Below are 24391 nucleotides of genomic sequence, written 5' to 3'. Positions count from 1 at the left end.
CTGAAGGCCGCGTTGGGAAAAGCCCTTAACCGCCTGTTGCACGGATCGTCGGCACCGAATGCTAAACGTCGCCGCAGCGCGATCCGAAATCCGGCTCGCGAGTTGCCTGCCAGGACAATCGGTCCGGACGGAGATAGAGCATATGCCGGGTGAGCATTACGACGTGATCATCGTCGGATCGGGCCCCGGCGGCGGGACGATGGCGTGGCGCCTGGCCCAGACCGGCAAGCGCATCCTGCTGATCGAGCGCGGCGACTACCTCCTGCGCGAGCCGCGCAACTGGGACAGCCAGGCGGTGATCGTCGACGGCACCTACCAGACCAAGGAGACCTGGCACTCCTCCGACGGCAGCACCTTCCAGCCGGGCCTGCACTACTACGTGGGCGGCAACTCGAAATTCTACGGCTCGGTCCTGTTTCGCCTGCGCGAGAAGGATTTCGGCGCGATCCGGCACGCGGACGGCATCGCCCCGGCCTGGCCGGTCGGCTACGACGAGTTCGAGCCGCATTACCAGGCCGCCGAGGAGCTGTTCCACGTCCATGGCCAGCGCGGCGAGGACCCGACCGAGCCGTGGTCGCGCAAGCCCTACGCGCATCCGCCGGTCTCGCACGAGCCGCGGATCCAGCAGCTATTCGACAACCTGAAGAGTGCCGGCCACCACCCGTTCCACCTTCCAGTCGGGGTGCGGCTGGTGGAGAAGGACGGGCGCGCCGTCTCGACCTCGCCCTGCATCAAGTGCGAATCCTTCGACGGCTTCCCCTGCCCGACCAACGGAAAGTCCGACGCGCAGACCATGGTGGTCGACCCGGCTTTGCGCGACTGCCCGAACCTGACGCTGCTGACCCGCACCTATATCGAGCGGCTGGTCACAGACCCGAGCGGCCGCACCGTCACCGGCGTGGTCGGCACGCGCGACGACGCGCCGTTCGAGGCTTCGGCCGACCTCGTGGTGGTGGCCTGCGGGGCGCTCTCCTCGGCGCTGCTGCTGCTCCGCTCGGCAAACGCGCGCCACCCGGACGGCCTCGCCAACGGCTCCGGCCAGGTCGGGCGCAACTACATGCGCCACAACAACTCGACGGTGCTGGCGATCTCCAAGATCCCGAACCCGACCCGCTTCCAGAAGACCCTCGGGCTCAACGACTTCTACTTCGGCGATCCCGATCCGAAGGACGGCTGGGACTTCCCGCTCGGTCACATCCAGATGGTCGGCAAGTCCGACGGCGCCCAGATCCATGGGGAGGGACTGCCGGGCTTCCTGCAATGGTTCCCCAACAAGCCGTTCGACTGGATCGCGAAGCACTCGGTCGATTTCTGGCTGACCTCGGAGGATATCCCGCTCGCCCAGAACCGGGTCTACTACAAGGACGGCAAGGTCCATCTCGACCTCACCGAGACCAATGTCGAGGCGCATAAGCGGCTGCGGCGCAAACTTCAGGAGATCTGCAGCTTCACCGACATGCACCCGCACCTGTTCGACCGCTCGCTCTATCTCGGCAAGAACATCCCGATCGGCGGCACCGCCCACCAGGCCGGCACCCTGCGGTTCGGGGAGGATCCCGACACCGCCGTGCTGGATCGGAACTGCAAGGCGCACGAGCTCGACAACCTGTACGTGACCGATGCGAGCTTCTTCCCATCAATCGGCGCGGTGAACCCGACCCTGACGATCATCGCCAACGCCCTGCGCGTGGCCGATCACCTGATCGACCGAATGGGCGCCAAGGACGAGATCGCGCCGCCGCGCCTGTTCGACCACACCGAGCCGCGGGAGCCGGTGCCCGCCTAGAGCCGTACCCGACCACGTCGGGTCGGGCACGGCTTTAACGTCTTGGTGTGACGCGCGCTCTCGCGTCGAACCGGAGCCACGTCGTCGGAGAGCGCTCTCGCCACGCGGCTCTGCTATGCAGCGCGACCGACCTCGAACCGATCGCCCCGACCTTGGCCATTGACCACATCGATCTGAGCCGGATCGACCTGAACCTGCTGGTCGCCCTGGACGCGCTGCTCGACGAGCGCAGCGTCACCCGGGCGGCCGCCCGGATCGGCGTCGGCCAGTCGGCGATGAGCTCGAGCCTCGCCCGGCTGCGCCGCCTGTTCGACGACGAGCTCCTCACCCGGGCACCCGACGGGATGCGGCCGACGCCCCGGGCCCTGAAGCTCGCCGAGCCCCTGCGGGCGACGTTGCGGCAGGTCCAGGCCCTGGTCCATCGCGAGGAGCGCTTCGACCCGGCCACCGTGGAGCGCAGCTTCACCGTGAGCCTGCCCGACAGCGTCGAGGTCCTGCTCGGGCCGCGGCTGATCGCGCAGCTGCGCCGGGAGGCTCCCGGGATCCGGTTGCTCCTGCGCTCGGTCGACCGCACCCGCATCCTCGACGAGCTCGATGCCGACCGGGTCGACCTCGCCATCGGGTTATTCTCGGAGGGGCAGATCCACCACAAGCAGCGTCTGCTCTATCGGGACAGCTACGTGGTCCTATTCAACGCCGAGCTGATCGGGATCCAGCCGCCAATCGGGCTCGACGATTACCTGCGCTTCCCGCACGTCCTGACCTCCCTGCGGGAGACCGCCCACGGGGTGGTCGACGACGCCCTGGCACAGATCGGGCGCTCGCGAATCCTCGCGGTGACGACACCGCGCTTCCTCGTGGTGCCGTTCATGGTCCGCGCCGCGCCGGTGATCGCCACCATGCATGCGCGGCTCGCCACGGCCTTCGGCAGCGCCCTGTCGCTCGCGGTCAGTCCGGTGCCGGTGCCGCTCGACGACGTGGCGGTGTCGATGCTGTGGCACGCCTCCTACGACCGCGACCCCGCCCATCGCTGGCTGCGCGACCTGCTGGTGCGGCTCGCCAACGAGGCCCCGACCTTCGGGATGCCGTGACGGTTGCTTTGATGCGCCTCACCAACCCACCCCCCTCATCCTGAGGTGGCGCAGCGAAGCGGAGCCCTCGCAGGAGCCCTCCAGGGATCGCGCGGCCGGCTGGAGGCCTCCTTCGAGGCTGCTCCGCAGCTCCTCAGGATGAGGGGATGGGTTGGATGAGCCGTCAGCGGGATGCGATCCGATCCCCTGTTTCACACCGTCATGGCGAGCGCAGCGAAGCAACCCAGTGATGCACCACGGTTCGGGGATCGCGCGCCGCCCTAGGTTGCTTCGCTGCGCTCGCCATGACGGAGAAGGCGGTATGACCTTCACCGGATCTCACAAACAAGGATCGTCCGCCGCCTCGAGTCGGCCGCTGGCGATCGCCTCGCGAAACAGGGCGAAATCCGCGGCGTTGCGCTCGGCATAGGCCCCGGCCCAATCGGCCAGGGCTTCGCGCAGGTCCGGGCTCTTGCCGCTGCCGCAATAGCCGGCGATGGCGGCCGCGTCGCCGGTCCGGGCATGCGCCCGGGCCAGGAGTGCCCCGTAGGCATACGAGAAGGTCAGGAGCGGCGGGCCGGACATCTCGGCGAGGGGGATCGCGCCCTTCAGGTTCTTCATCTGGCGTACGTAGTACGGTCGGCCATCGATGCTGGTCCAACCGAGCAGCGGGTCGCCGACCGCCTGGAGCAGGCGCTGGCCGTAGATCACGCGCTCGCCCTCGTGGCCGGCATAGGGCTCGGGCATGCCGGGCAGGTACGGCGCGTGGGCCGGGCTGACCGCCTCCTTGACCTGGAGGAACAGCGCGTCCCGGTCGGAATTCCCGCAGAGCAGCGCCACGTAGGCCCGCGTCCCGACGCTGCCGACCCCGACGACCCGGTGGGCGACGTCGATGACCTGGTAGCGGTTCAGCATGAACCGCCGCTCGCGCGGCAGCGTCTCGGCGTAGCGCTCGAGCCCGGTCACGATCCTCTGCCGCGTGGCGGCGTCGACCGGGGTGAGGATCGGCGGGTCGGTCCGGAACCGCCAACCGCCGTCGATGCGCCGCTCGGCGACCTGGGCGAGGAGGCTGCGGTTGTTCTTGCGCCGCGCCTTGTCGACCGCGCGGCGGACCACGGCGCGGGCCTCCGAATCCATGCGGATCCCGCCGAGATCGGCCGTATCCGCCGGGGTGGTCTGGTACCACACCTCCAGGGAGCCCTGCGGGGCCAGCCGCCGCATCGTGTGCTGGTATCCCGAAACCGCCGTCATCACGGCCGCGCGGCAGGATTCCGGCGGTGTGCCGGCATCGGCCGTGGCGACCGCGATGCCCGCGCAGAGCCGCTTCAGGTCCCATTCCCACGGGCCGACCGTGACCTCGTCGAAATCGTTGAGGTCGAGCACGATCTCCCGCTGCGGCGTGCCGAACAGGCCGAAATTGTCGATATGCGCGTCGCCGTTCATCACGACGTCGATGCCGCTGCGCGGGCCGCGCGACAGGTCCCAGGCCATGACGTGGGCGGCGCCCCGGAGGAACGCGAACGGGCCCGTCGCCATCCGGGCGACCCGGAGCGGGATCAGATGGGCCTGCCGGCCATCATGGGCCGCCTCGATCAGGCTGACCGGATCGGGGCGATCCGGCTCCGAATCCAAGGACGCGTGCGTGTGGTGCGGAACGGTCGCCCGGAGGGCCTTGCCGGCTTGCCGGCGCTTGTCCCAGGGCTCGACGCCGGCCCGGAGATCGATCCGCGGAAAGTCCGCCAGCGGCGCCAGGACCACATCATCGGCCGGGGGGTCGGAGGCCGGGAGCGGCGCCGCAGCGCGCGTGTCGTCGCTTCGCACCTGGTCCATGATCTCCCGCCGAACCGTGTGCCTGACAACCTTGACCGTACTCAGTCGTTCCGAAACGGACCAATCCCCGTACACGATAGGATTGGCCGGGCTCTGTGACCATTCAGCCCCCGGCGGGTCTTGACCCCTCTACAGGGTCGCCATCTAACCGGTCGCGTATTCGAAGAGAGTCCTTCCCGGTCCGCGCCGCGCGGATCAGACCGCGTCGGTGATGGACGGATCGGGGATGGACCGGACGGCGCCGCCAGGCGTCGCATCAGGTGGGACATCACATGCCCAAGGGCTCAGATCTTCTCGTTGCGGCCCTCGAGAACGAGGGCGTCGACCGCATCTTCGGCATCCCCGGCGAGGAGAATCTCGACGTGGTCGAATCGCTGCGCACCTCCAAGATCGAGCTGGTGCTGACCCGCCACGAGCAGGCGGCGAGCTTCATGGCGGCGACCCATGGCCGGCTCACCGGCCGGCCGGGCGTGTGCCTCTCGACCCTGGGCCCGGGCGCGCTCAACTTCTCCACCGGCGCCGCCTACGCCCATCTCGGCGCGATGCCGATGATCATCATCACCGGCCAGAAGGGCATCCTGTCCTCCCGCCAGGCGAAGTTCCAGATCGTCGACGTGATCAGCTCGATGAAGCCGATCACCAAGATGGCCCGGCAGATCGTCTCGGCCTCGTCGATCCCCACCATCGTGCGCGACGCCTTCCGGGTCGCCACCGAGGAGCGGCCCGGCCCGGTGCTGCTGGAGCTGCCCGAGGACATCGCCGCCGAGGAGGCCAAGGCCAACGTCGTGCCGCCGCACCCGATCGACATCCCGGTCGCCCATCCGGCCGCGATCGAGCGGGCCGCCGCCATGATCCTCAAGGCCAAGCGGCCGCTGGTCATGCTCGGCGCCGCCGCCAGCCGGCCCCGCGCCACGGGCGACCTCGGCGGCTTCGTGCACCGCACCCAGATCCCGTTCTTCACCACCCAGATGGGCAAGGGCACGGTCGCCAGCGGCACCGACCTCTACATGGGCACCGCCGCGCTCTCCGAGCGCGACTACGTCCACGAGGCGATCGACAAGGCCGACCTGATCATCGCCATCGGCCACGACACGATCGAGAAGCCGCCCTTCTTCATGGGTCAGGCCGACCAGAAGGTGCTGCATATCGGCTACATGCCGGCCAACGTGGAGCAGGTCTATTACCCCGACGCCGAGGTGGTCGGCGATCTCGGGCCGACCCTCAAGCTGCTCGCCGACAAGCTGGAGGGCAAGCTGCCCAACGCCGGCGCCCTGCTGCACCTGCGCGAGCACATCCTCGGCCACATCGCCGACCGGGCCGGCGAGGACCGCTTCCCGGTGACGCCGCAGCGGCTCGTGCGCGACGTCCGCCGGGTGATCCCGGAAGACGGAATCGTGTGCCTCGACAACGGCATGTACAAGATCTGGTTCGCCCGGAACTACCGCACCTACGTCGCCAACACGCTGCTCCTCGACAACGCCCTCGCCACGATGGGCGCGGGCCTGCCCTCGGCCATGATGGCGGCGATGCTCTATCCCCGCCGCCGGGTCATGGCGGTGTGCGGCGACGGCGGCTTCATGATGAACAGCCAGGAGCTGGAGACCGCGGTGCGGCTCAAGCTCAACCTGGTGGTGCTGATCCTCGACGACTCGGCCTACGGCATGATCCGCTGGAAGCAGGCGGTCGACAAGTTCGCCGATTACGGGATGACCTTCGGCAATCCGGATTTCGTGCTCTACGCCCAGTCCTACGGCGCCAAGGGCCATCGGGTCGAAGCCGTGAACGATCTAGTGCCGACGCTCGATCGCGCCTTCGCCGAAGGCGGCGTTCATCTCGTCGCCGTACCGATCGATTATTCGGAGAACACGCGCGTTCTCGTCGAAGAGCTGCGCGAGAAGGTGAAGGATTTCGAGCCGGCCGAGTGATCCCGTCGAAGACCCGATCCCGGCACGACAACAGGGCAGCGCGATGAACCCGTTCACTTTCCAGACCACCCCGAACGTCCTGTTCGAGGCCGGCGCATCCAAGAAGCTGCCGGAGATCGTCGCCACCTTCGGGGCCAAGCGGGTCCTGCTCGTGACCGACAAGGGCGTGCGCAAGGCCGGCCTGACCGAGGCCGCCGAGGCGGCGCTGGCGGCCGCCGGCATCGCCATCGACGTCTACGAGGACGTGGTCGCCGACCCGCCCTCCACGGTGATCGAGGCGGCGGCCAAGCGCGCCCGGGAGCTGGGGACGGATCTCGTCCTGTCGATCGGCGGCGGCTCGGCGCTCGATACCGCCAAGCTGGTCGCCTATCTGGCGAAGTCTGACGAGGCGCTGGATTCGATCTACGGCGTCGGCCTGGCCAAGGGCGACCGGCTGCCGCTGATCCTGGTGCCGACCACCGCGGGCACCGGCTCCGAGGTGACGCCGATCTCCATCGTCACGACGCCGACCACCGAGAAGAAGGGCGTCGTCGCGCCGAAACTCCTGCCCGACTGGGCGGTGCTCGATCCCGAGCTGACGCTGGGCCTGCCGTCGCACGTGACGGCGGCCACCGGCATCGACGCCATGGTCCACGCCATCGAGGCGTTCACCAGCAAGAACAAGAAGAACCCGATCTCGGACCAGCTCGCCAAGCAGGCCCTGGCCCTGCTCTCGTCCAACATCCGCACCGCCTGCTCGGATGGCCGCAACCTCGAGGCGCGCTCCGGCATGCTGCTCGGCTCGATGCTCGCCGGCATGGCCTTCGCCAACGCACCGGTGGCGGCGGTGCATGCCTTGGCCTACCCGGTGGGGGCGATCTTCCACGTGCCGCACGGGCTCTCCAACGCTCTGGTGCTGATGGGCGTGATGCGCTTCAACCTGTCCCACGCCGAGCCGCTCTACGCCGAGCTGGCGCCGATCCTGGACCCGGCCGCCGCCGACCTGCCGCCGGCCGAGGCCGCCGCCCGGTTCGTCGAATGCCTCGACGCGATCTGCCGCGACTGCAAGGTCCCGGCCTCGCTGGCCGAGGTCGGCGTGGCCCAGAAGGATCTGGAGCGGATGGCCACCGACGCGATGAAGCAGACGCGGCTCCTCGTGAACAATCCGCGTGAGGTCACCTACGACGACGCCTACGCGATCTACGCCGAGGCGCTCGGCGCGGCGCGCCCGGCGGCCTGATCCCCGGAGGGCCGCCGACCCGCGACCGCATCCCCTGAAGCCGGACGATCTCCGATCGTCCGGCACCTTGGGCTGAGGGGCGGGTTCGGGATTCGGTGGGGTCCGACCGTCATACGCTGGACTTGAACGCTCATACCGGCATCGCGAAGCCGGACCGGCCGGGAGAGACGCCGTCATGGACCAGTTCGACGCGTTCAAGGCGATGGGCGAATTCTGGACCCGCGCCGGCGCGGGGTTCTTCGCCCCGGGGGCCGCGCCGGGCTTCTCCTGGCCGAACCCGCCGCAGGCCGATCTCTCCGGCCTCGCCACGGCGCAGAGTCACCTCGCCCAGGCCTGGGCCTCGGCGACCGCCCTGTCGCAGACCCTGACCGCGTCGCTGCAGGGCGGCGCCGGCGCGCCGGACCCGACCGCCGGAGCGGTGCTGACCCGGATCTTCGATCCGCAGGCCTGGCTCGGCGGCTCGGCGGAGTTCGACGCGGCGCTGACCCGGATGGCCGAGGGCCCGCAGCTCGCCGACCTGTGGCAGACCGAGCGGCGCTACGGCGCGCTGTTCACCGCCTGGGCGGCTTTGCGCCGGGCGCAGGCCGAGCACCAGGCGGTGATGCTCAACGCCTGGACCCGGGCGGCCGGCACCTTCGCCAAGGAGGCCAACGACCGCGCCGAGCGCGGCGAGGGTTTCAGCTCCGCCCGCGAGATGATGACCCGCTGGACCGAGACCGCCAACGCCGTGCTGCTGGAGGTCCAGCGCTCTGAGGCGTTCCTGGCCTCGCAACGGGTGGTGCTGAAGGCGTCCACCGACCTGCGGCTCGCCCAGCAGGACCTCTCGGCCTTCCTGTCGGATTTCTACGGGCAGCCGACCCGGGCCGAGCTCGACGACGTGCACAAGAGCCTGACCGAGCTGCGCCGCGAGGTTCGGGCCCTGCGCCGGGAACGCCGGGAGGCCGCCCGGGTCTCCAGGACGAACGGCACCGCCGCGCCGGCAACGGAGGATGCGCATGGCTGACAAGGGCACCACCGACACGGGCACCACCGACACGGGGGCCGCCGGCCGGGACGCCCCGAAGGCTCCGACCGCGCCGCTTCCGCTCAACCCCGCCGAGATGCTGGCCGAGGTCGCCGAGCTCGGCCGCCGGATCAGCGCGGGCGCCAAGCTGTTCTCGGACGTGCGCGACGCCGACGTGCAGATCGCCACCACGCCGAAGGACCTGGTCTGGAGCCAGGACAAGGTCTCGCTCTACCGCTACCGGCCGCTCGCCGAGAGCAAGGGCCTGCCGCCGGTGCTGATCGTCTACGGGCTGATCGGCCGCTACACGATGGCCGACCTGCAGGAGGACCGCTCGCTGGTCCGCAACCTGCTCAATCTCGGCCTCGACCTCTACGTGGTGGACTGGGGCAATCCCGGCCGGGCCGACCGCTACGTCACCATCGACGATTACGTCGACGATTACCTCGCCGAATGCGTCGCCTTCATCGGCCAGGCCGCGGGGCGCGAAAAGATCAACCTGCTCGGGATCTGCGAGGGCGGCGTCTTCACCACCTGCTACGCGGCGCTGTACCCGGAGCGGGTCAACGCGATGGTGCTGACCATCACGCCGATCGACTTCCACGCCGACACCCGGGAGATCCGGGCCGGCCACGGCTTCATCAACGTCTGGACCCGCTCCCTGTCGCCCGAGGATGTCGACCGCCTGATCGACGCCCAGGGCTCGCTGCCCGGGGCGTTCATGGGCTCGGTGTTCTCGATGATGACGCCGATGCGCACGATGACGAAGTACAACCTCGACTTGCTCGATGCCCTCGACGACAAGAAGAAGTTCCTGAACTTCCTGCGCATGGAGAAGTGGATCGCCGACCGGCCGGATCATCCGGGCGAGGCGGCCAAGCAGTGGCTCAAGGACCTCTACCAGGACAACAAGCTGGTCCAGAGCACCTTCGTGCTCGGCGGCCGCACGGTCGACCTGAAGCGTATCGCCTGCCCGGTGCTGAACGTCTTCGCCCAGGACGACCACATCATCCCGCCCGCCACCTCCCAGGCGCTCAAGGACAAGATCGGCACCGACGACTACACCGAGCTCGGCCTGCCCGGCGGCCATGTCGGCGTCTTCGTCGGCGGCAAGGCGCAGAAGTTGCTGGGCTCCGGCATCGCCGATTGGCTGGGTGCGCGTGGGTAGCTGTGTGTCATGGTCCACGGATCGGATCGGCGCGGTCCGAGGCTCGCCGAGACGCGGGCTCGCTGCCTGCGGCCGATCCAAATCTCCCCCTCATCATGAGGTGGCGGCGCGTAGCGCCACCCTCGAAGGAGCCCTCCAGAGGCCGACGCGATCCCTGGGGGGCTCCTTCGAGGCCGACCGATCTGCGATCGCTCGGCACCTCAGGATGAGGGGGATGGGTGGGATCGGGCAGTTGCTCAACTGCTACTTCGATGGCGGCGATCTCAACTTCCGGGCTCCGAGGGTGACGGCATGGGCAGCCTGAAGAACAAGATCGTCAGCGCCGACGAGGCGCTCGCCATCCTGCAGGACGGCGACATGGTCGCGGTCTCGGGCTTCGTCGGCATCGGCACGCCGGACGAGCTGATCCTGGCGCTTGCCCGGCGGTTCGAGGCCGGCCAGGGGCCGCACGGGCTCGGGCTGATGTTCGCGGCGGCGCCCGGCGACGGCAAGGAGCGCGGCCTCAACCGGCTGGCGATCCCGGGGCTGGTGCGTCGCGTCGTCGGCGGCCATTGGGCCCTGGTGCCCAAGCTCGCCAAGATGGCGATCGACGGCCAGATCGAGGCCTACAACCTGCCGCTCGGCGTCGTGTCGCATCTCTACCGGGAGATCGCCGCCCACACGCCGGGCCACATCACCAAGGTGGGCCTGCGCACCTTCGTCGATCCGCGGCTCGAAGGCGGCAAGCTCAATGCCGTCACCCAGGAGGATCTCGTCAGCGTGGTCGAGCTCGGGGGCGAGTCCTGGCTGCACTACAAGGCGTTCCCGGTGAACATCGCGCTGATCCGCGGCACCACGGCGGATCCGGCCGGCAACATCACCATGGAGCGCGAGGCGCTGACCCTCGACAACCTCGCCGCCGCCATGGCGGCCAAGAATTCCGGCGGCTTCGTCATCGCCCAGGTGGAGCGGCTGGCCGAGGCCGGCTCGCTGGCCCCCCGCGAGGTGCAGGTGCCCGGGGTGCTGGTCGATTGCGTCGTGCTGAGCCAGCCGGAGAACCACCGCCAGACCTACGGCACCGCCTACAACCACGCCTTCACGGGCCGCCAGCGGGTGCCGCTCGACCGGATCCCGCCGATCCCGCTCGACGCCCGCAAGGTCATCGCCCGGCGCTGCGCCTTCGAGCTGCCCCCGGGCGGCGTGGTCAATCTCGGCATCGGCATGCCCGAGGGAGTCGCGGCAGTCGCCGCCGAGGAGCGGGTGCTGCGCTACCTGACGCTCACCGCCGAGCCCGGGGTGATCGGCGGCCTGCCGCAGGGCGGGCTCGATTTCGGCGCCGCGCTGAACCCGGCGGCGGTGCTGCACCAGAACCAGCAATTCGACTTCTACGACGGCGGCGGTCTCGACCTCGCCTGCCTGGGGCTCGCGCAATGCGACGCCGAGGGCAACGTCAATGTCAGCCGGTTCGGCAAGCGGCTCGCCGGCGCGGGCGGCTTCATCAACATCTCGCAGAACGCCAAGAGCCTGGTCTTCGCCGGCACCTTCACGGCCGACGGGCTGGAGGTGGTGGTCGAGGGCGACGGCATCCGGATCGTCACCGAGGGTCGCTCCCGGAAGTTCATCGCCGCGGTGGAGCAGGTGACCTTCTCGGGCGCCTACGCGGCCGAGCGCGGCCAGCCGGTGCTCTACGTGACCGAGCGCTGCGTGTTCCGCCGGACCAAGGCCGGCATGGAACTGGCCGAGGTCGCCCCCGGGATCGACATCGAGCGGGACATTTTGGGGCAGATGGGCTTCGTGCCGATCGTGCAGGATCCCAAGCCCATGGATCCGCGGCTGTTCCGCGATGCCGTGATGGGGCTGGAGCCCTGGCTCCTGGGGCTCTCCCTGTCGGAGCGGATCACCTACGACCGGGAGCGCAACATCCTGTTCTCGAACCTCGAGGGCTTCCAGGTCCGGACCATCGACGACGTCGAGCTGGTGCGGCGCGAATACGAGCGCGCCTGCCAGGAGATCGGCCGCAAGGTCCACCTGATCGCCAATTACGACGGGTTCGAGATCGACCCGACGGTGAGCGATGCCTATTTCTCGGCGATCGCTTATCTGGAGAACCGGTACTACGAGACGGCCTCGCGCTACACGACGAGCGCGTTCTTGCGATTGAAACTCGGCGCCTCGTTGGCGAGCCGCGATCTGGCTCCCCATGTTTTCGAGACAAAAGCCGAGGCGCAGGCGAGGAATACGGCCCAGAGCGCGCCCCTCAAGTCGCGGACGGAACTGTCTCAGCCGGACAGGCCGCAGCCGCCGAAGGAACCGTTGAATGCCTGAGTCCGACACACTCACCCTGAAGGACCGCAGCCTCCTGGTCGAATCCTGCTTGATCGGCGGGGAATGGTCGAAGGCCGGGTCCGGCACGATCGACGTCACCAACCCGGCCACCGGCGCGGTGATCGCCCGGGTGCCGAATGCCGGCGCCGAGGAGACGGCCCGAGCGATCAAGGCCGCCCACGCGGCCTACCCGGACTGGCGCGCCAAGACCGCCAACGAGCGCGCCGTGCTGCTGCGCAAGCTCGCCGCCCTGGTGACCGAGAACCAGGAGGACCTGGCCCAGATCCTCACCGCCGAGCAGGGCAAATCGCTGACCGAATCCCGCGGCGAGGTCGCGATGTCGGCGGCCTACGTTCTATGGTTCGCCGAGGAGGCGCGGCGCGTCTACGGCGACGTGATCCCCTCCCCCTGGGGCGACCGCAAGATCCTCGTGACCAAGGAGCCCGTGGGCGTGGTCGCGGCGATCACCCCGTGGAACTTCCCGTCCTCGATGATTGCCCGCAAGATCGCCCCGGCGCTCGCGGCCGGCTGCCCGATCGTGATCAAGCCGGCCTCGCAGACCCCGCTCTCCGGCCTTGCCTGGGGCGTGCTGTGCGAGAAGGCCGGCTTCCCGGCCGGGACGGTCAGCATCCTCACCGGTTCGGCCCGGGCCATCGGCGGCGAGATGACCGGCAACCCGCTGGTGAAGAAGATCACGTTCACCGGCTCCACCGAGGTCGGCAAGGTGCTGCTCGAGCAGGCCTCGCACACGGTGAAGAAGGTCTCGATGGAATTGGGCGGCAACGCGCCGTTCATCGTGTTCGACGACGCCGACCTCGACCGGGCGGTGGCCGGTGCGATGCTCGCCAAGTACCGCAATTCCGGCCAGACCTGCATCTGCACCAACCGCTTCCTGGTGCAGGACGGGATCTACGACGCCTTCGCGGACAAGATGGCCGAGGCGGCCAACCGCCTGAAGGTCGGCAACGGCATCGAGGAGGGCGTCGCCCAGGGGCCGCTGATCGACATGGCGGCCGTGGAGAAGACCGAGGCCCATATCCGCGACGCCGTCGAGAAGGGCGGGCGGGTGGTCGCGGGCGGGCATCGCCACGCGCTGGGCGGCCAGTTCTTCGAGCCGACCGTGATCACTGGCGCGACACCCGACATGGCGGTGGCCCGGGAGGAGACCTTCGGGCCGCTGGCGCCGCTGTTCCGGTTCCGCGGCGAGGCGGAGGCGATCCGCATGGCCAACGACACCGAGTTCGGCCTGGCCTGCTACTTCTACACCCGCGACCTCGGCCGGACCTTCCGGGTCGCCGAGGCGCTGGAATACGGCATGGTCGGGATCAACGAGGGCATCATCACCACCGAGGTGGCGCCCTTCGGCGGCGTGAAGGAATCCGGCCTCGGCCGCGAGGGCTCCTACCAGGGCATCGAGGATTACCTGAACACCAAGTACCTCTGCGTCGGCGGCCTCGGCGCCTGAGCCGGAACGCCGATCCCGGGCGCACCCGGGATCGGCCCGGCCAGGCTCAGCGGGCGCTCGGCGCCGTGCTGCCGCCGGCGGGCGCGCCGGGCGTGCCGGTCCGCGGGGCGGTGGTGGAACCGGTCGTCGCGCCCGGACGGGCCGGGGCGGTCTGTTCCAGGGAACCCTGCCCGGTGCCGCCCACGGCGCCGGACTTGTTCACGTTGCCCTGCCCGGCGCCGCCGGTGGTCGGGGCCTGGGCCAGCGCCGCTCCGGAGAGCGCCAGCGTCAGGGCGGCGGCGAGGGCGAGTGTGGTCTTCGGCATGGGTGGTCCTCTGGCTGGATCGCTCGGATCCCGTGGGAGGCAAACCCCGGCGCCGGCGGAATGGTTCAGCGGGCGAGCGCCGCGCGCCACCCGGTCCAGGGCCAGCGCAGGCTCGGGTCGGGTTTGCCGTCCACCGGGGTGATCGCCACGGTGGCGGTGCGGCCGCTGACGAGGCGGGGATCGCTCGCCGCTTCGTCGAGCGCGATCCGCACCGGGATGCGCTGGGCGAGCCGCACCCAGGCGAAGGTCGGGTTGACGCTGGCCAGAAGGTTCGAGCCGTCGGTCCGGCCGGTTTCGGCGATGCCCCCCGCGATGCTCTCGACATGGCCGCGCAGCGGGGCGCCCTCGCCCATGAGCTGGATCGTCACCGGGGCGCCGACGCGGATGCGCGGCAGCTTGGTCTCCTCGAAATAGCCCTCGACCCGAAGGGTGTCGCGGTCGATCAGCGCCATCACGCCCCGGCCGGTGGTGACGTAGGCGCCGGGGCGCAACTCCATGTTGGCAATCCGGCCGTTGACCGAGGCGCGCACCGCCGAGCGCTCGAGGTTGAGCTTGGCGAGGTCGCGGTCGGCCACGGCCTGCTCGTAGGCGGCCTTGGCGTTGAGGTCGGTAGCCCGGGCGGCCTCGACCTTCTGCTGCGAGACGGCCGCGTCGCTGAGTTTGTTGTACCGGGCGTAGTCGGCCGCGGCCTGCTCGGCCATGGCCTTGCGGCCCTCCACCAGCGCCTCGGCCTGGCGCAGGCCGAGACGGAACCGGTCCGGGTCGATCCGGAACAGCACGTCGCCCTTGCGGACGTTCTGGTTGTCCTCGACCAGCACCTCGGTGACGAGGCCGGACACGTCGGGCGCCACCGCGACCACGTCGGCCCGCACCCGCCCGTCCCGGGTCCAGGGGGCGTTCATGTAATAATCCCACAGGGCGAGGCCGACGATCGCCGCCGCGGCGACCATGCCGAGCGTGACCGCCAGGCGGCCGACGAGGGAGAGCAGGCGGGTCATGACAGGATCCGATGGGCGAGGGCGATCACGCCCCCGAGAAGCAGGACGTAGAGAGCGAGGTCGAAGAGGGGCCGGTGCCAGACCAGGCGGTAGAAGCCGGTCGCCGCGAGCAGGCGGCGCACGGGCACGCTGAGCAGGAAGGCCGCGACCATCCACAGGGCCAGGGTCGGCACGAACACGCCGTAGAGATCGAATTCGCCCCTCATGCCGCGATCTCCTGGGGGGCCGGAGCCCGATAGGCCGGCGCGTCGGGGAAGAGGCCCCGGCGCAGGCCGGTCAGGCCGATGAGCGCGGCCCTGCGCTCGGACGAGTCCGCGGCGGCCGCGACGGCGTCGAGCCCGGCATCGAGGGCGGAGAGCAGGTCGGGGCCGGGGACGGCCGCGCGGCTGCGGGTCTGCCGCGCGACCAGGGCGAGAACCTCGTCGATGCCGCGCCGCGCGGCGCCGGCGAGGCGCCGCCGGACCCGCCGGACCTCGACCAGGTTGATGCCCACCCGGACATCCGCCAGCAGGTCGCCGGCCGCCGCGGCATCGTCCGCCGGGATCGCGGCCAGACGCGGCGCGATCAGGCCGACCCGGTCGAGCATCAGGGCGGCGAGTTCGAGGCCGTGCCCCGCGCCGCCGCCCTCGGCGGCCGTGGCCAGGCTGCGCCGGTTGATCCGCAGCAGCCGGCGGGCGATCCGGCCCGCCCCGAGGGACCGGACCAGCCGGATCACGACGGCCGCGATCCACATCCCGGCCACCGAGGCGAGCACAGAATTGGCGAAGGGCGCGAACTCGCCGGTGTAGCCGTTCTGGAGCGCGATCAGGGTTGCGCCGTTCACCGCCGCGCCCATCCCCATGGGCATCGTCCGGGGCTGGGTCATCATCAGCCCGCACAGGATCAGCGGCGGGGCGAGCGCCAGGGCGAGCATCTCGTAGGTGGTCACCACCGGCAGGACCGCGAACAGGTAGAAGCCGGCGACGAGCGCGCCGACGATGGCCGAGTTGGCGAAGCCGAGGATCGGCTGGGCCGGATCGTCCAGGGCGGCGAACAGGCAGCAGGTCACCGCCGCCATCATCGGCGCCGCGGACCCGTCGGGCCAGCCGGTGCCGATCCAGACCGCGCAGCAGACTAGGATGCTGGCGAAGGCCCCGAAGGCCGAGAGCGCGGCCAGCCCGTGATCCCGATGCCGGACGCGGTGGACCTGCGCCGTGTAGGTGAAGGCCAGCGGCGTCGGCTTCGTTCCGGCCATGAGGTGACCGCGCAGCGCCCGGAGATCGAGCCGCAGGTCGATCACGTCGCGCAGCCGCGCCGTCAGGCTCGCGAGCAGCAGCGTGTTCCAGTCCGGAGCACGGCCCAGCGACGGCTCGACCGCGTCGATCCGCTCGCGCAGCCGCGCGGCCTCGGCGGCACAATCCTCCTCCCCCGCCAGCCAGAGCGCGATGTCCGACAGGAGCGCCCGGACCCGCGCCGGCAGGGCGCCGGCCCGGTCGAGGGCGCAGACGCGGTCCGCCAGCGCGGCGACGATCGGCAGGACCATCAGCATGTGCTGGCGCAACGGCGCGAAGGCGGCGGCGGCGCGCTCGGCGCCGCTCGCCTCGTTGCGCAAGGCGAGCCCGAGACCGTCCAGGGCGATGGCGTCCGAGGCGAGGCGCAGGCGCCGGGCCCGGCTGTCGTCGCCGGCCTGCGGGGCGCGGGCGCCGTTCAGCGCGGCGAGCGTCCATTCCCGCGCCTCCGCCAGCCAGAGGTCGAGGCGGCCGGCGATGACCGGCGCGGCCGATTGCGGCAGGACCAGCGTGGCTGCGAGTCCGGCGCACAGGATGCCCAGGGAGATTTCCTCCGCGCGGGCCACGGCGGTGTCGAAGATCGTCCCCGGGTCGTCGACCGCGGGAAAGCCGATCAGGGCCGCGGTGTAGCCGGCCAGCATCGGCAGGTAGCTCGCCGGCGTCCGGTCGAGGATCGCCACGTAGAGGCAAAGCGCCACCCAGAGCGCGATGGCGAGGCTGAGCAGGATCGGGGCGTTCACCAGGTTCGGCACCAGGAGGACGGTCATCGCGGCGCCGAGCACGGTGCCGCAGACCCGGTAGATCGCCTTCGACCGGGTCGCTCCCGACAGGACCTGGCTGGTGATGTAGACCGTGCCCACCGCCCAATAGGGCCGCGGCAGGTCGATCCAGAGAGCCAGGAACAGGGCGAGTAGAGCCGCCGCGCAGGTCTTGAGGGCAAACGCCCAGTCACGCCATCCGGGAAGGGTCACGCCGCCGACTCCCGCGTCGTCTCGCCGGGATCGCGGATATGGGCCTGGAGCGCCGCGAAGACCCGAAGGCTCGCCTCCAGATCCGCGGCGCTGATCTCGGCGAAGAGGCGCGCCCGCAGGGTGGCGAGCTCGGTCTCGATCCGCGCCACCATCGCGCGCCCGCTCGCCGTCAGCGCGATCACCTTCGCGCGCCGGTCGGACGGGTCCTCGCGGCGCACCACCAGCCCGGCGGCGGTCAGCTGGTCGAGGAGCCGCACCAGCGACGGACCCTCGATTCCCACCGCCTCCGCCAGGGCGTTCTGGCGCGGCTCGCCGGCCAACCGGCCGATCATCACCAGGGGATACGCGGTGGCGTCGGACAGGCCGTGCACCTCCGCGACCGCGTTGGCGGCGCGCCGCCAGGTGCGGGCACCGGTCTGCAGGGCATGGGTATAGGCTTGCCGCAGGCGCATCTGCGCCTCGGGATCATCCGCGATCGGCATGGGGCCGGGTCTCCCGCCACGACGAGGCCCACGACGAGGCGATCGCGGGTGGTTAAGCTCGTAAGCTTATAGATAGCATCATATCGATTTGCATGCGAACGAGTTTGGCGAACCCAGGGTTGCGGCGACTGCATGCCGGCTGCCGTCGCCGCCGGGAATCGCCCCTAGGCGCTTCCTTATGCCCCGGCGATTGCGACCGCTCCTTGTCACCGGGCTGATTGCGCGGGTGGGATCGCTCCAACCCGCTCGCGCCGTATCCGTATCTGTTCAGCGCTTCGGGCGTCCGGAGGAGCGGCGGGCGTCACGCGTCAGGGCGCGGAGCCGTAGGATTGCCGCTCGTCGTCGCTGATCGGGCGGATGACCCGGCAGGGATTCCCGGCGGCCAGCACCCCGTCCGGGATGTCGCGGGTGACGACGCTGCCCGCGCCGATGACGGTGCGGGAGCCGATGGTCACGCCGGGCAGGATCAGGGCGCCGCCGCCGACCCAGACGTCAGAGCCGATCTCGATCGGCTTGCCGTATTCCTGCACCCGCCGCAGGGCCGCGTTGAACGGATGGAGCGGCGTCAGGATCTGAACCGCCGGGCCGAACAGCGTGAAGCTGCCGATCCGAACCCGGCAGACATCGAGGACCACGCAGTTGAAATTGAAATAGACCCGCTCGCCGAGCTCGATATTCGATCCGTAGTCGCAGAAGAACGGCGGCTGCATCCACACCGTGTCGCCGCCCGCCCCGAAGATCTGCTTGCACAGGTCCCGGCGGCGGTCCTCCTCGGCATCGCGCGTGGCGTTGAGCGCCTGACAGAGATCCCGGACCCGGGCGCGGGCCGCGACCAGCTCCGGGTCGAGCGCGTCATACAGCTCGCCCGCCAGCATCTTCTCACGCTCGGTCCGCATCGGCATCCTCCCGGTCTTCGCGTTGCATCGATGCGGGGCCGGTACCGGTCGGGCCGCATCGGCGCCGGCGCGGCGCTTCCCAGCGCTCCCGGCGATGCGTACATATGTACGCATCGGACGCGGATGCCAACCGTCGCCCGGCGGCGATGATCGTTTCCAGGAGTTCCGTGTGCCCCCGTCCCAGCGCCGCTACGACCCGGACCGCCGCGCCCGCATCGTCCAGGCGACCCTCGACGTGATCGCCGAGCACGGTGTCGCCGGGACGACGCATCGCCGGGTCGCGGCGGCGGCCGACGTGCCGCTCGGTTCGATGACCTACCATTTCACCGGCCTGGTCGAGCTGCTGACCGAGGCCTTCACGCTCCTGGCCGACACGGTCTCGGCGCGTTTCACGGAGCGGCTGGCCGCCGCCTCGAACCGCGCGGAGGCCTGCGAGGCCGTGGTCGACCTCGTCGTCGACGACAGCTGGGCGACCCCCCGGACCATGCTGCTGAGCTACGAGCTCTACGCCTTCGCCGCCCGCAATCCGCCGCTGCGCCTCGTGATGCAGGGCTGGATGGAGAAGAGCCGCGCGGCCCTGCGGCAGCATTTCCCGGCCGACACCGCCAAGGTGCTGGACGCGATGATCGAGGGCCTGTCGATCCACCGTTCGGTGGATGTCGCGCCGATGGACCGCGCCGAAATCCGGTCGCTGGTCGGGCGTCTCGTCGGGGCGGACGGCTGACGGGCCTCTGTCCCGGCGGCGAAATCCCGCCCGTCAGGCCGGATGGGTGTTGTGGATCTGGTCGAAATCCAGGGCCGCCGTGTCGATCACGATCTGCGTCCGGCTGATCACCTCGAGCTTGCGCAGGATCTCCGAGACATGGGCCTTCACGGTCGAATCGCCGACCTGCAACTCGTGCGCGATCTGCTTGTTCAGCTTGCCCTGGCGGATCATCATCAGCACGCGCAATTGCTGCGGCGTGAGCCGGGCGAGGCGCTCGGCCAGGGGCTTCTTCTTGGCCTGCGGCGCCGGCGCGCTCGCCTCGGCGAGGCCCGGGGGCAGGAACAGGGCGCCGCTCATCACCTCGGTGATCGCCCGGGTCAGGGTGGTCTTGTCCATGGCCTTGGGCACGAAGCCGGCAGCCCCGTGCTGCAGGGCCTCGCGGACGATGCGCGGATCCTCGTGGCCGGACACGATCAGGATCGGGATGCGCGGGAAGCGGGCCCGGATCGTGATCAGCCCGTCGAAGCCGGTGACGCCCCGCATGGACAGGTCGAGCAGCGTGAGGTCGATGCCGCGGTTCTCGGCGAGCACCGCGCAGGCGGGCTCGATCCCGTCGGCCTCGTGCAGGACGGCGTCCGGATGGGCCAGGCGGATCGTGGCCGCCAGGGCATCACGGAACAGCGGGTGGTCGTCGACGATCAGGAGATGCACGGACGGGGCGGTTTCTTGCTCAAGATCCAGCTTCGGGGCCCGCTGGATGCCTGAAAACTGATCGATGCGGCCCCGCGGCGCAAGCGGGTGCTGAACTTGCCGCCACCGTGTCCCATCCCGGCCCCTGCGCGGGCCGGCTCATTCGGCCTGCGTGGAGGGTGAGGCCCGGTCGATCCAGGCGCGGGTCTGCGCCAGGACCTCGTCGGAGAGCGCCGGATCGTCGCTCATCCGGGCCAGGATCATCGCCCCGACCATGGCGGCCCAGCTCCCGATCGCGGCCTGGCGGGCGCTTTCGGGCTCCGCGGCGCCGTCGGTGAGCCGGGCGATCTGCCGGCGCAGGCCCTCGGTCATCGCCGCCCGAGCCTCCGGCGCCTGCCGGATCGTGTCGCTGGCGAGCGCCGCCACCGGGCAGCCGCTCGCCGGATCGTCGCGATGGGCGGGACTGAGATAGCGCGCCGCGAAAGCCGGCAGCGCCAGGGGCCCCGGCTCCGAGGCCACGACGAGCTCGGCCAGCGCGGCGGCGATCAGGTCGTCCTTCGATCGGAAATGACCGTAGAACCCGCCATGGGTGAGTCCGGCCTCGCGCATCACCTCCGCGACCGTGACGGCCTCGAAGCCGCGGTCCCGGAACAGCCGCCCGGCCGCGTCGAGGATCCGACGCCGGTTCTCGCCCATCTGCTCGCGGCTGACCTTCATGTGCGCAATCTCACGCCTCTGGGACAGGGACGGCTTGACCCCAATCATGATCACCATCATGTTTACGTTACATGATATCGATCATGTTTAGAGATAGGGATCCCGCCCATGTCGAGCAAGCCTGCCATCCTGATCACCGGCGCCTCCTCGGGCATTGGCGCGGTCTACGCCGACCGCTTCGCCCGGCGCGGCCATGACCTCGTCCTCGTCGCCCGGGACGCCGCCCGCCTCGAGACCCTGGCCGAGCGCCTGCGTCGGGAGGCCGGCGTCGCGGTCGACGTCGTCCAGGCCGACCTGACCCAGCCGGCCGACCTCGCCGCGGTCGAGACGCGCCTGCGCGCGGATGCCCGGATCGGCGTGCTGGTGAACAATGCCGGCGCCGCGTTGAACGGCAGCTTCGTCGGCCAAGGCCCGGACCAGATCAGCAACCTGATCGCCCTCAACGTCACGGCCCTGACCCGCCTCGCCGCCGCGGTCGCCCCGCGCTTTGCGGCCGAAGGCACCGGCACCATCGTCAATATCGGCTCGGTGGTCGGCTTCGCCCCGGAATTCGGCATGGCGGTCTACGGCGCCACCAAGGCCTTCGTGCAGTATCTCAGCCAGGCGCTCCACATCGAGCTCGGGCCGAAGGGCGTCTACGTGCAGGCGGTCCTGCCGGCCGCGACCCGGACGGAGATCTGGCAGCGCGCCGGCATCGACGTGAACGCCCTGCCGGCGGTCATGGACACCGACGCCCTCGTCGATGCCGCCCTGGTCGGCTTCGACCGGCGCGAGACCGTGACCATCCCGCCCCTGCCCGACGACGCCCAGTGGAGCGCCTATGACCGGGCGCGGACCGCGATGATCCCCAATCTCGGACAAGTGCAGCCGGCGGAGCGCTACCGCATCGCTGCGTGACGCGGCACGGGGGCGGTGCGCTCGGCCGCTTGCTGACGCCGGCGAGCGGCTGCCCATCCCGGGTCGCTCGCCGGCGGGCCGACGACCAGACCCGAATTGCGGGCCCCGACCTTCGGTGCGCTCGGCGGCGGCGACACGCTCATCGGCGTCGACGGGCGGTTCCGGGACGGATTTGCAGGGCTGAATATCGCGCCGAACCCGTTTCTTCGATCCAGTCCGGCCAGATCGCATCCACCGCAGCGATCGCTGATTGTCCGGCCGAGAGGCGCGCGTCGGGTTGGAGGCCGGCACGGTAGCGAGAATCCGAGATCGGCGTGATGATCACATCCGCGGCGGAGAATTGATCTGCCGTCACATCGACGATCGCACCGGCGGTGCGTACCCAGGCATGGCTGTTCCAGGACACGCCGTCGAAGAACCCGCATCGTTCCCGGGCGTTCGGAACGCCGCTCGCGATCGTGGCTCCGATCCCCACCTGGCCGAGCACCTTCCGGACGAACAGACTGGACCGGATGCAGGTCCACTGAGACGCGCAAGCCGGATGAGGCGGCCCCCACCGCCGGTGCCACGCAGGCCAGCGTGATTCCAGGAAGACCCGCGCGGCATGCACGATCGCATCAAGCGCGGCCATTGGAGCGGGATCGGGGGTAGAGTTCACGCAACCGCCCCGGGCGACCGTGCGCCCACCGCTTCGGCCCGCACGGCATCGAGGAACGCCCGCAGCACCGGCCGCATCAGCCGGCGGCTCGGGTAGTAGAGGAAGAAGCCGGGGAAGCGCGGGCACCAATCCTCCAGCACGCGGACCAGCCGGCCGGCGGCGAGGTCGTCGGTCACCTGCGCCTCGAACAGGTAGGCGAGGCCGGCGCCCATCCGGGCCGCCTCGGCGACCAGCCGCATATCGTCGAGGATCAGGTTTCCCGAGACCGAGACGGCCACGGCGGCGCCGTCCTTCTCCAGCTCCCAGCGGAACAGGGCGCCGCCGGCGAAACGGCGGTTGATGCAGATGTGGTCGTGCAAATCCTGCGGCGTCAGCGGCCGCGGACGCTGCGCGAAATAGGACGGCGCCGCCACGATGGCCGCGCATTGGGCGGGGCCGAGCGGCACCGCGATCATGTCCTGCTCCAGGCTCTCCTCGAAGCGGACGCCGGCGTCGAACCCTTCCGCCACGATGTCGCGCAGGTCGTCCTGCGCCCGGATCTCGATCGCGACATCGGGATGCGCGCGGGTGAACGACGCCGCGAGCGGCAGCATCAGCATCTCGGCGGCCGAGTGCGGCACCGAGAAGCGCAGGGTCCCCGAGAGCCGCTTCTGCGAGGCGGTGGCGGCCTCGACCGCCTCGTCGATCGCCGCCAGCGCCGGTTCGAGCCCCGCGAGCAGCCGCCGGCCGGCCTCGGTCGGCGCGACGCTGCGGGTGGTCCGGGCCAGGATCCGGATCCCCAGGCTCGCCTCCAGCCCGTTGATCGCGTGGCTCACCGCCGACACGGACAGGCCGAGATCGCGGGCCGCCCCGCGAAAGCTGCGGCGTGCCGCGACGGCGGCGAAGATCGCCAGGGCGGGAAGGTCGGTGCGTCTCATTGTTGAGCCGGATAGGACAGGCTGCGCCGGGAAAGACGTATTATCCTATGGCGGCCCTCTGCGCAGAGTCCCGGCGGCTTCGGCCTGGGGACTCACAGGGGAATCACATGCAACAGCGTCGACTCGGTTCCGAACTCTCCGTCTCCGCCATCGGCCTCGGCTGCATGGGCATGAGCTACGCCTATGGCGGCCAGCCGGAGGCGGAGGCCATCGCCACGCTGCACCGGGCGGTCGAGCGCGGCATCACGTTCTTCGACACCGCCGAGATGTACGGCCCGTTCGAGAACGAGAAGCTGGTCGGGAAGGCGCTGGCGCCGTTCCGCGATCGGGTCGTCATCGCCACCAAATTCGGCTTCAAGATCGCCGAGACCGGCCAGGGCCGGGACCGGATCGTCGGCGTCGACAGCCGCCCCGAGCATGTCCGCGCCGTCTGCGACGCCTCGCTGCGGCGCCTCGGCGTCGCGGTCATCGACCTGTTCTACCAGCATCGGGTCGATCCGGCGGTGCCGATCGAGGACACGGTCGGCGCGATGGCGGATCTCGTGCGCGCCGGCAAGGTGCGCGCCCTCGGCCTGTCCGAGGCCGGCGCCGCCACGATCCGGCGCGCCCACGCGGTCCATCCGATCGCCGCGGTGCAGAGCGAGTATTCCCTGTGGAGCCGCGAGCCGGAGGCCGCCGTGCTGCCGACCTGCGTCGAGCTCGGCATCGGCTTCGTGCCCTACAGCCCTCTCGGGCGCGGCCTGCTCACCGGGGCGATCCGCGATCGCGGCAGCCTCGCGGCCGACGATTTCCGCCGCACCCTGCCGCGCTTCGAGGCGGAGAACCTCGCGGCCAACCAGAGGCTGCTCGACGCGCTGGCGACCCTGGCGGCCGACAAGGGCGTCACGCCCGCCCAGCTCGCCTTGGCCTGGGTGCTCCACCGGGGCGACGGCATCGTGCCGATCCCGGGCGCCCGCAAGATCCGGCACCTCGAGGAGAACGCCGCCGCCGCGGAGATCGTGCTAAGCGCGGACGACCTCGCCGCGATCGACGCCGCGATGCCGCCCGAGGCGGTCAGCGGCCGCCGCTACACCGACGCCGCCCTGGCGCTGGTGGACGGCTGAACGCGGTCCGGGAA

General features: G+C 70.5%; 22 protein-coding genes. 11 read left to right on the top strand and 11 right to left on the bottom strand.

Going from position 1 to position 24391, the window contains the following annotated elements:
* The first annotated feature begins 142 nt into the window (after nucleotides 1–142).
* Entirely contained in the window at nucleotides 143–1786 is a 1644-nt protein-coding gene (locus BMZ47_RS02155) for a GMC oxidoreductase (protein WP_091858047.1), read from the top strand.
* A 152-nt stretch (nucleotides 1787–1938) separates the two neighbouring features.
* The gene (locus tag BMZ47_RS02150; RefSeq protein ID WP_091858044.1) at nucleotides 1939–2877 is read left to right on the top strand and encodes a LysR family transcriptional regulator; all 939 of its coding nucleotides are present in this window, start codon (nucleotides 1939–1941) and stop codon (nucleotides 2875–2877) included.
* Between the two features lie 318 nt (nucleotides 2878–3195).
* On the opposite strand, the gene BMZ47_RS02145 is transcribed toward BMZ47_RS02150, so the two are convergent.
* Complete coding sequence (locus BMZ47_RS02145; protein WP_208601001.1) at nucleotides 3196–4686, bottom strand: DUF2252 domain-containing protein; 1491 nt, start codon at nucleotides 4684–4686, stop codon at nucleotides 3196–3198.
* A 272-nt stretch (nucleotides 4687–4958) separates the two neighbouring features.
* On the opposite strand from BMZ47_RS02145, the gene BMZ47_RS02140 reads away from it, so the two are divergent.
* The 6 genes from BMZ47_RS02140 to BMZ47_RS02110 all read left to right on the top strand — a co-directional run bounded on the left by BMZ47_RS02140 (nucleotide 4959) and on the right by BMZ47_RS02110 (nucleotide 13770).
* Nucleotides 4959–6611, top strand: a complete 1653-nt coding sequence (locus BMZ47_RS02140; protein WP_091858041.1) for an acetolactate synthase large subunit — start codon at nucleotides 4959–4961, stop codon at nucleotides 6609–6611.
* A 43-nt stretch (nucleotides 6612–6654) separates the two neighbouring features.
* Nucleotides 6655–7830 (top strand): iron-containing alcohol dehydrogenase, encoded by a 1176-nt coding sequence (locus BMZ47_RS02135; RefSeq protein WP_091858036.1) that lies wholly within the window; start codon nucleotides 6655–6657, stop codon nucleotides 7828–7830.
* A 175-nt stretch (nucleotides 7831–8005) separates the two neighbouring features.
* A complete protein-coding gene (locus tag BMZ47_RS02130) occupies nucleotides 8006–8833 on the top strand; it encodes a poly(R)-hydroxyalkanoic acid synthase subunit PhaE (protein WP_091858033.1) in 828 nt (275 codons plus the stop codon).
* 97 nt (nucleotides 8834–8930) lie between these two features.
* Complete coding sequence (phaC, locus tag BMZ47_RS02125; RefSeq protein WP_091858128.1) at nucleotides 8931–10001, top strand: class III poly(R)-hydroxyalkanoic acid synthase subunit PhaC; 1071 nt, start codon at nucleotides 8931–8933, stop codon at nucleotides 9999–10001.
* 291 nt (nucleotides 10002–10292) lie between these two features.
* Complete coding sequence (locus BMZ47_RS02115; RefSeq protein WP_007564793.1) at nucleotides 10293–12305, top strand: acyl CoA:acetate/3-ketoacid CoA transferase; 2013 nt, start codon at nucleotides 10293–10295, stop codon at nucleotides 12303–12305.
* The gene (locus BMZ47_RS02110; protein WP_091858027.1) at nucleotides 12298–13770 is read left to right on the top strand and encodes an NAD-dependent succinate-semialdehyde dehydrogenase; all 1473 of its coding nucleotides are present in this window, start codon (nucleotides 12298–12300) and stop codon (nucleotides 13768–13770) included. The genes BMZ47_RS02115 and BMZ47_RS02110 overlap by 8 nt, the downstream gene beginning before the upstream one ends.
* Before the next feature lie 46 nt (nucleotides 13771–13816).
* Here BMZ47_RS02110 and BMZ47_RS02105 read toward each other — a convergent pair whose 3' ends face one another.
* The 6 genes from BMZ47_RS02105 to BMZ47_RS02080 all read right to left on the bottom strand — a co-directional run bounded on the left by BMZ47_RS02105 (nucleotide 13817) and on the right by BMZ47_RS02080 (nucleotide 18689).
* Nucleotides 13817–14074 carry a hypothetical protein gene (locus tag BMZ47_RS02105; RefSeq protein ID WP_091858024.1) on the bottom strand — a complete coding sequence of 86 codons (258 nt, stop codon included), beginning with the start codon at nucleotides 14072–14074 and terminating at the stop codon, nucleotides 13817–13819.
* Between the two features lie 65 nt (nucleotides 14075–14139).
* Complete coding sequence (locus BMZ47_RS02100) at nucleotides 14140–15072, bottom strand: efflux RND transporter periplasmic adaptor subunit (protein ID WP_091858020.1); 933 nt, start codon at nucleotides 15070–15072, stop codon at nucleotides 14140–14142.
* Entirely contained in the window at nucleotides 15069–15278 is a 210-nt protein-coding gene (locus BMZ47_RS02095) for a DUF1656 domain-containing protein (RefSeq protein WP_091858017.1), read from the bottom strand. Before BMZ47_RS02095 ends, BMZ47_RS02100 begins: the two co-directional genes overlap by 4 nt.
* Nucleotides 15275–17311, bottom strand: coding sequence for an FUSC family protein (locus BMZ47_RS02090; RefSeq protein ID WP_091858014.1), 2037 nt, complete (start codon nucleotides 17309–17311; stop codon nucleotides 15275–15277). Before BMZ47_RS02090 ends, BMZ47_RS02095 begins: the two co-directional genes overlap by 4 nt.
* Nucleotides 17308–17793, bottom strand: a complete 486-nt coding sequence (locus BMZ47_RS02085; protein ID WP_205836176.1) for a MarR family winged helix-turn-helix transcriptional regulator — start codon at nucleotides 17791–17793, stop codon at nucleotides 17308–17310. The genes BMZ47_RS02090 and BMZ47_RS02085 overlap by 4 nt, the downstream gene beginning before the upstream one ends.
* 308 nt (nucleotides 17794–18101) lie before the next feature.
* Nucleotides 18102–18689: a sugar O-acetyltransferase gene (locus BMZ47_RS02080; RefSeq protein WP_091858012.1), complete on the bottom strand. Its 588-nt coding sequence runs from the start codon at nucleotides 18687–18689 to the stop codon at nucleotides 18102–18104.
* A gap of 169 nt (nucleotides 18690–18858) precedes the next feature.
* Between BMZ47_RS02080 and BMZ47_RS02075 the strand changes: the two genes are divergently transcribed.
* Nucleotides 18859–19413 carry a TetR/AcrR family transcriptional regulator gene (locus BMZ47_RS02075; protein ID WP_091858009.1) on the top strand — a complete coding sequence of 185 codons (555 nt, stop codon included), beginning with the start codon at nucleotides 18859–18861 and terminating at the stop codon, nucleotides 19411–19413.
* 33 nt (nucleotides 19414–19446) lie between these two features.
* On the opposite strand, the gene BMZ47_RS02070 is transcribed toward BMZ47_RS02075, so the two are convergent.
* The gene (locus BMZ47_RS02070; protein WP_047170857.1) at nucleotides 19447–20154 is read right to left on the bottom strand and encodes a response regulator; all 708 of its coding nucleotides are present in this window, start codon (nucleotides 20152–20154) and stop codon (nucleotides 19447–19449) included.
* A 90-nt stretch (nucleotides 20155–20244) separates the two neighbouring features.
* The gene (locus tag BMZ47_RS02065) at nucleotides 20245–20802 is read right to left on the bottom strand and encodes a TetR/AcrR family transcriptional regulator (RefSeq protein ID WP_167368979.1); all 558 of its coding nucleotides are present in this window, start codon (nucleotides 20800–20802) and stop codon (nucleotides 20245–20247) included.
* A 108-nt stretch (nucleotides 20803–20910) separates the two neighbouring features.
* Here BMZ47_RS02065 and BMZ47_RS02060 point away from each other — a divergent pair, with 108 nt between their 5' ends.
* Complete coding sequence (locus BMZ47_RS02060; RefSeq protein ID WP_091858001.1) at nucleotides 20911–21699, top strand: SDR family NAD(P)-dependent oxidoreductase; 789 nt, start codon at nucleotides 20911–20913, stop codon at nucleotides 21697–21699.
* 139 nt (nucleotides 21700–21838) lie between these two features.
* Here the strand turns inward: BMZ47_RS02060 and BMZ47_RS02055 are convergent, their stop codons facing one another.
* On the bottom strand, nucleotides 21839–22330 hold the full coding sequence (locus tag BMZ47_RS02055) for a hypothetical protein (RefSeq protein ID WP_139220902.1): 492 nt from the start codon (nucleotides 22328–22330) through the stop codon (nucleotides 21839–21841).
* A 23-nt stretch (nucleotides 22331–22353) separates the two neighbouring features.
* Complete coding sequence (locus tag BMZ47_RS02050; RefSeq protein WP_091857995.1) at nucleotides 22354–23274, bottom strand: LysR family transcriptional regulator; 921 nt, start codon at nucleotides 23272–23274, stop codon at nucleotides 22354–22356.
* A gap of 107 nt (nucleotides 23275–23381) precedes the next feature.
* Here BMZ47_RS02050 and BMZ47_RS02045 point away from each other — a divergent pair, with 107 nt between their 5' ends.
* Entirely contained in the window at nucleotides 23382–24377 is a 996-nt protein-coding gene (locus BMZ47_RS02045; RefSeq protein WP_091857993.1) for an aldo/keto reductase, read from the top strand.
* The last annotated feature ends 14 nt before the right edge of the window (nucleotides 24378–24391 follow it).

This window comes from Methylobacterium brachiatum, from assembly GCF_900113845.1.
GTDB lineage: Bacteria > Pseudomonadota > Alphaproteobacteria > Rhizobiales > Beijerinckiaceae > Methylobacterium > Methylobacterium brachiatum.
This window is presented reverse-complemented; position numbering and strand designations above follow the sequence as displayed.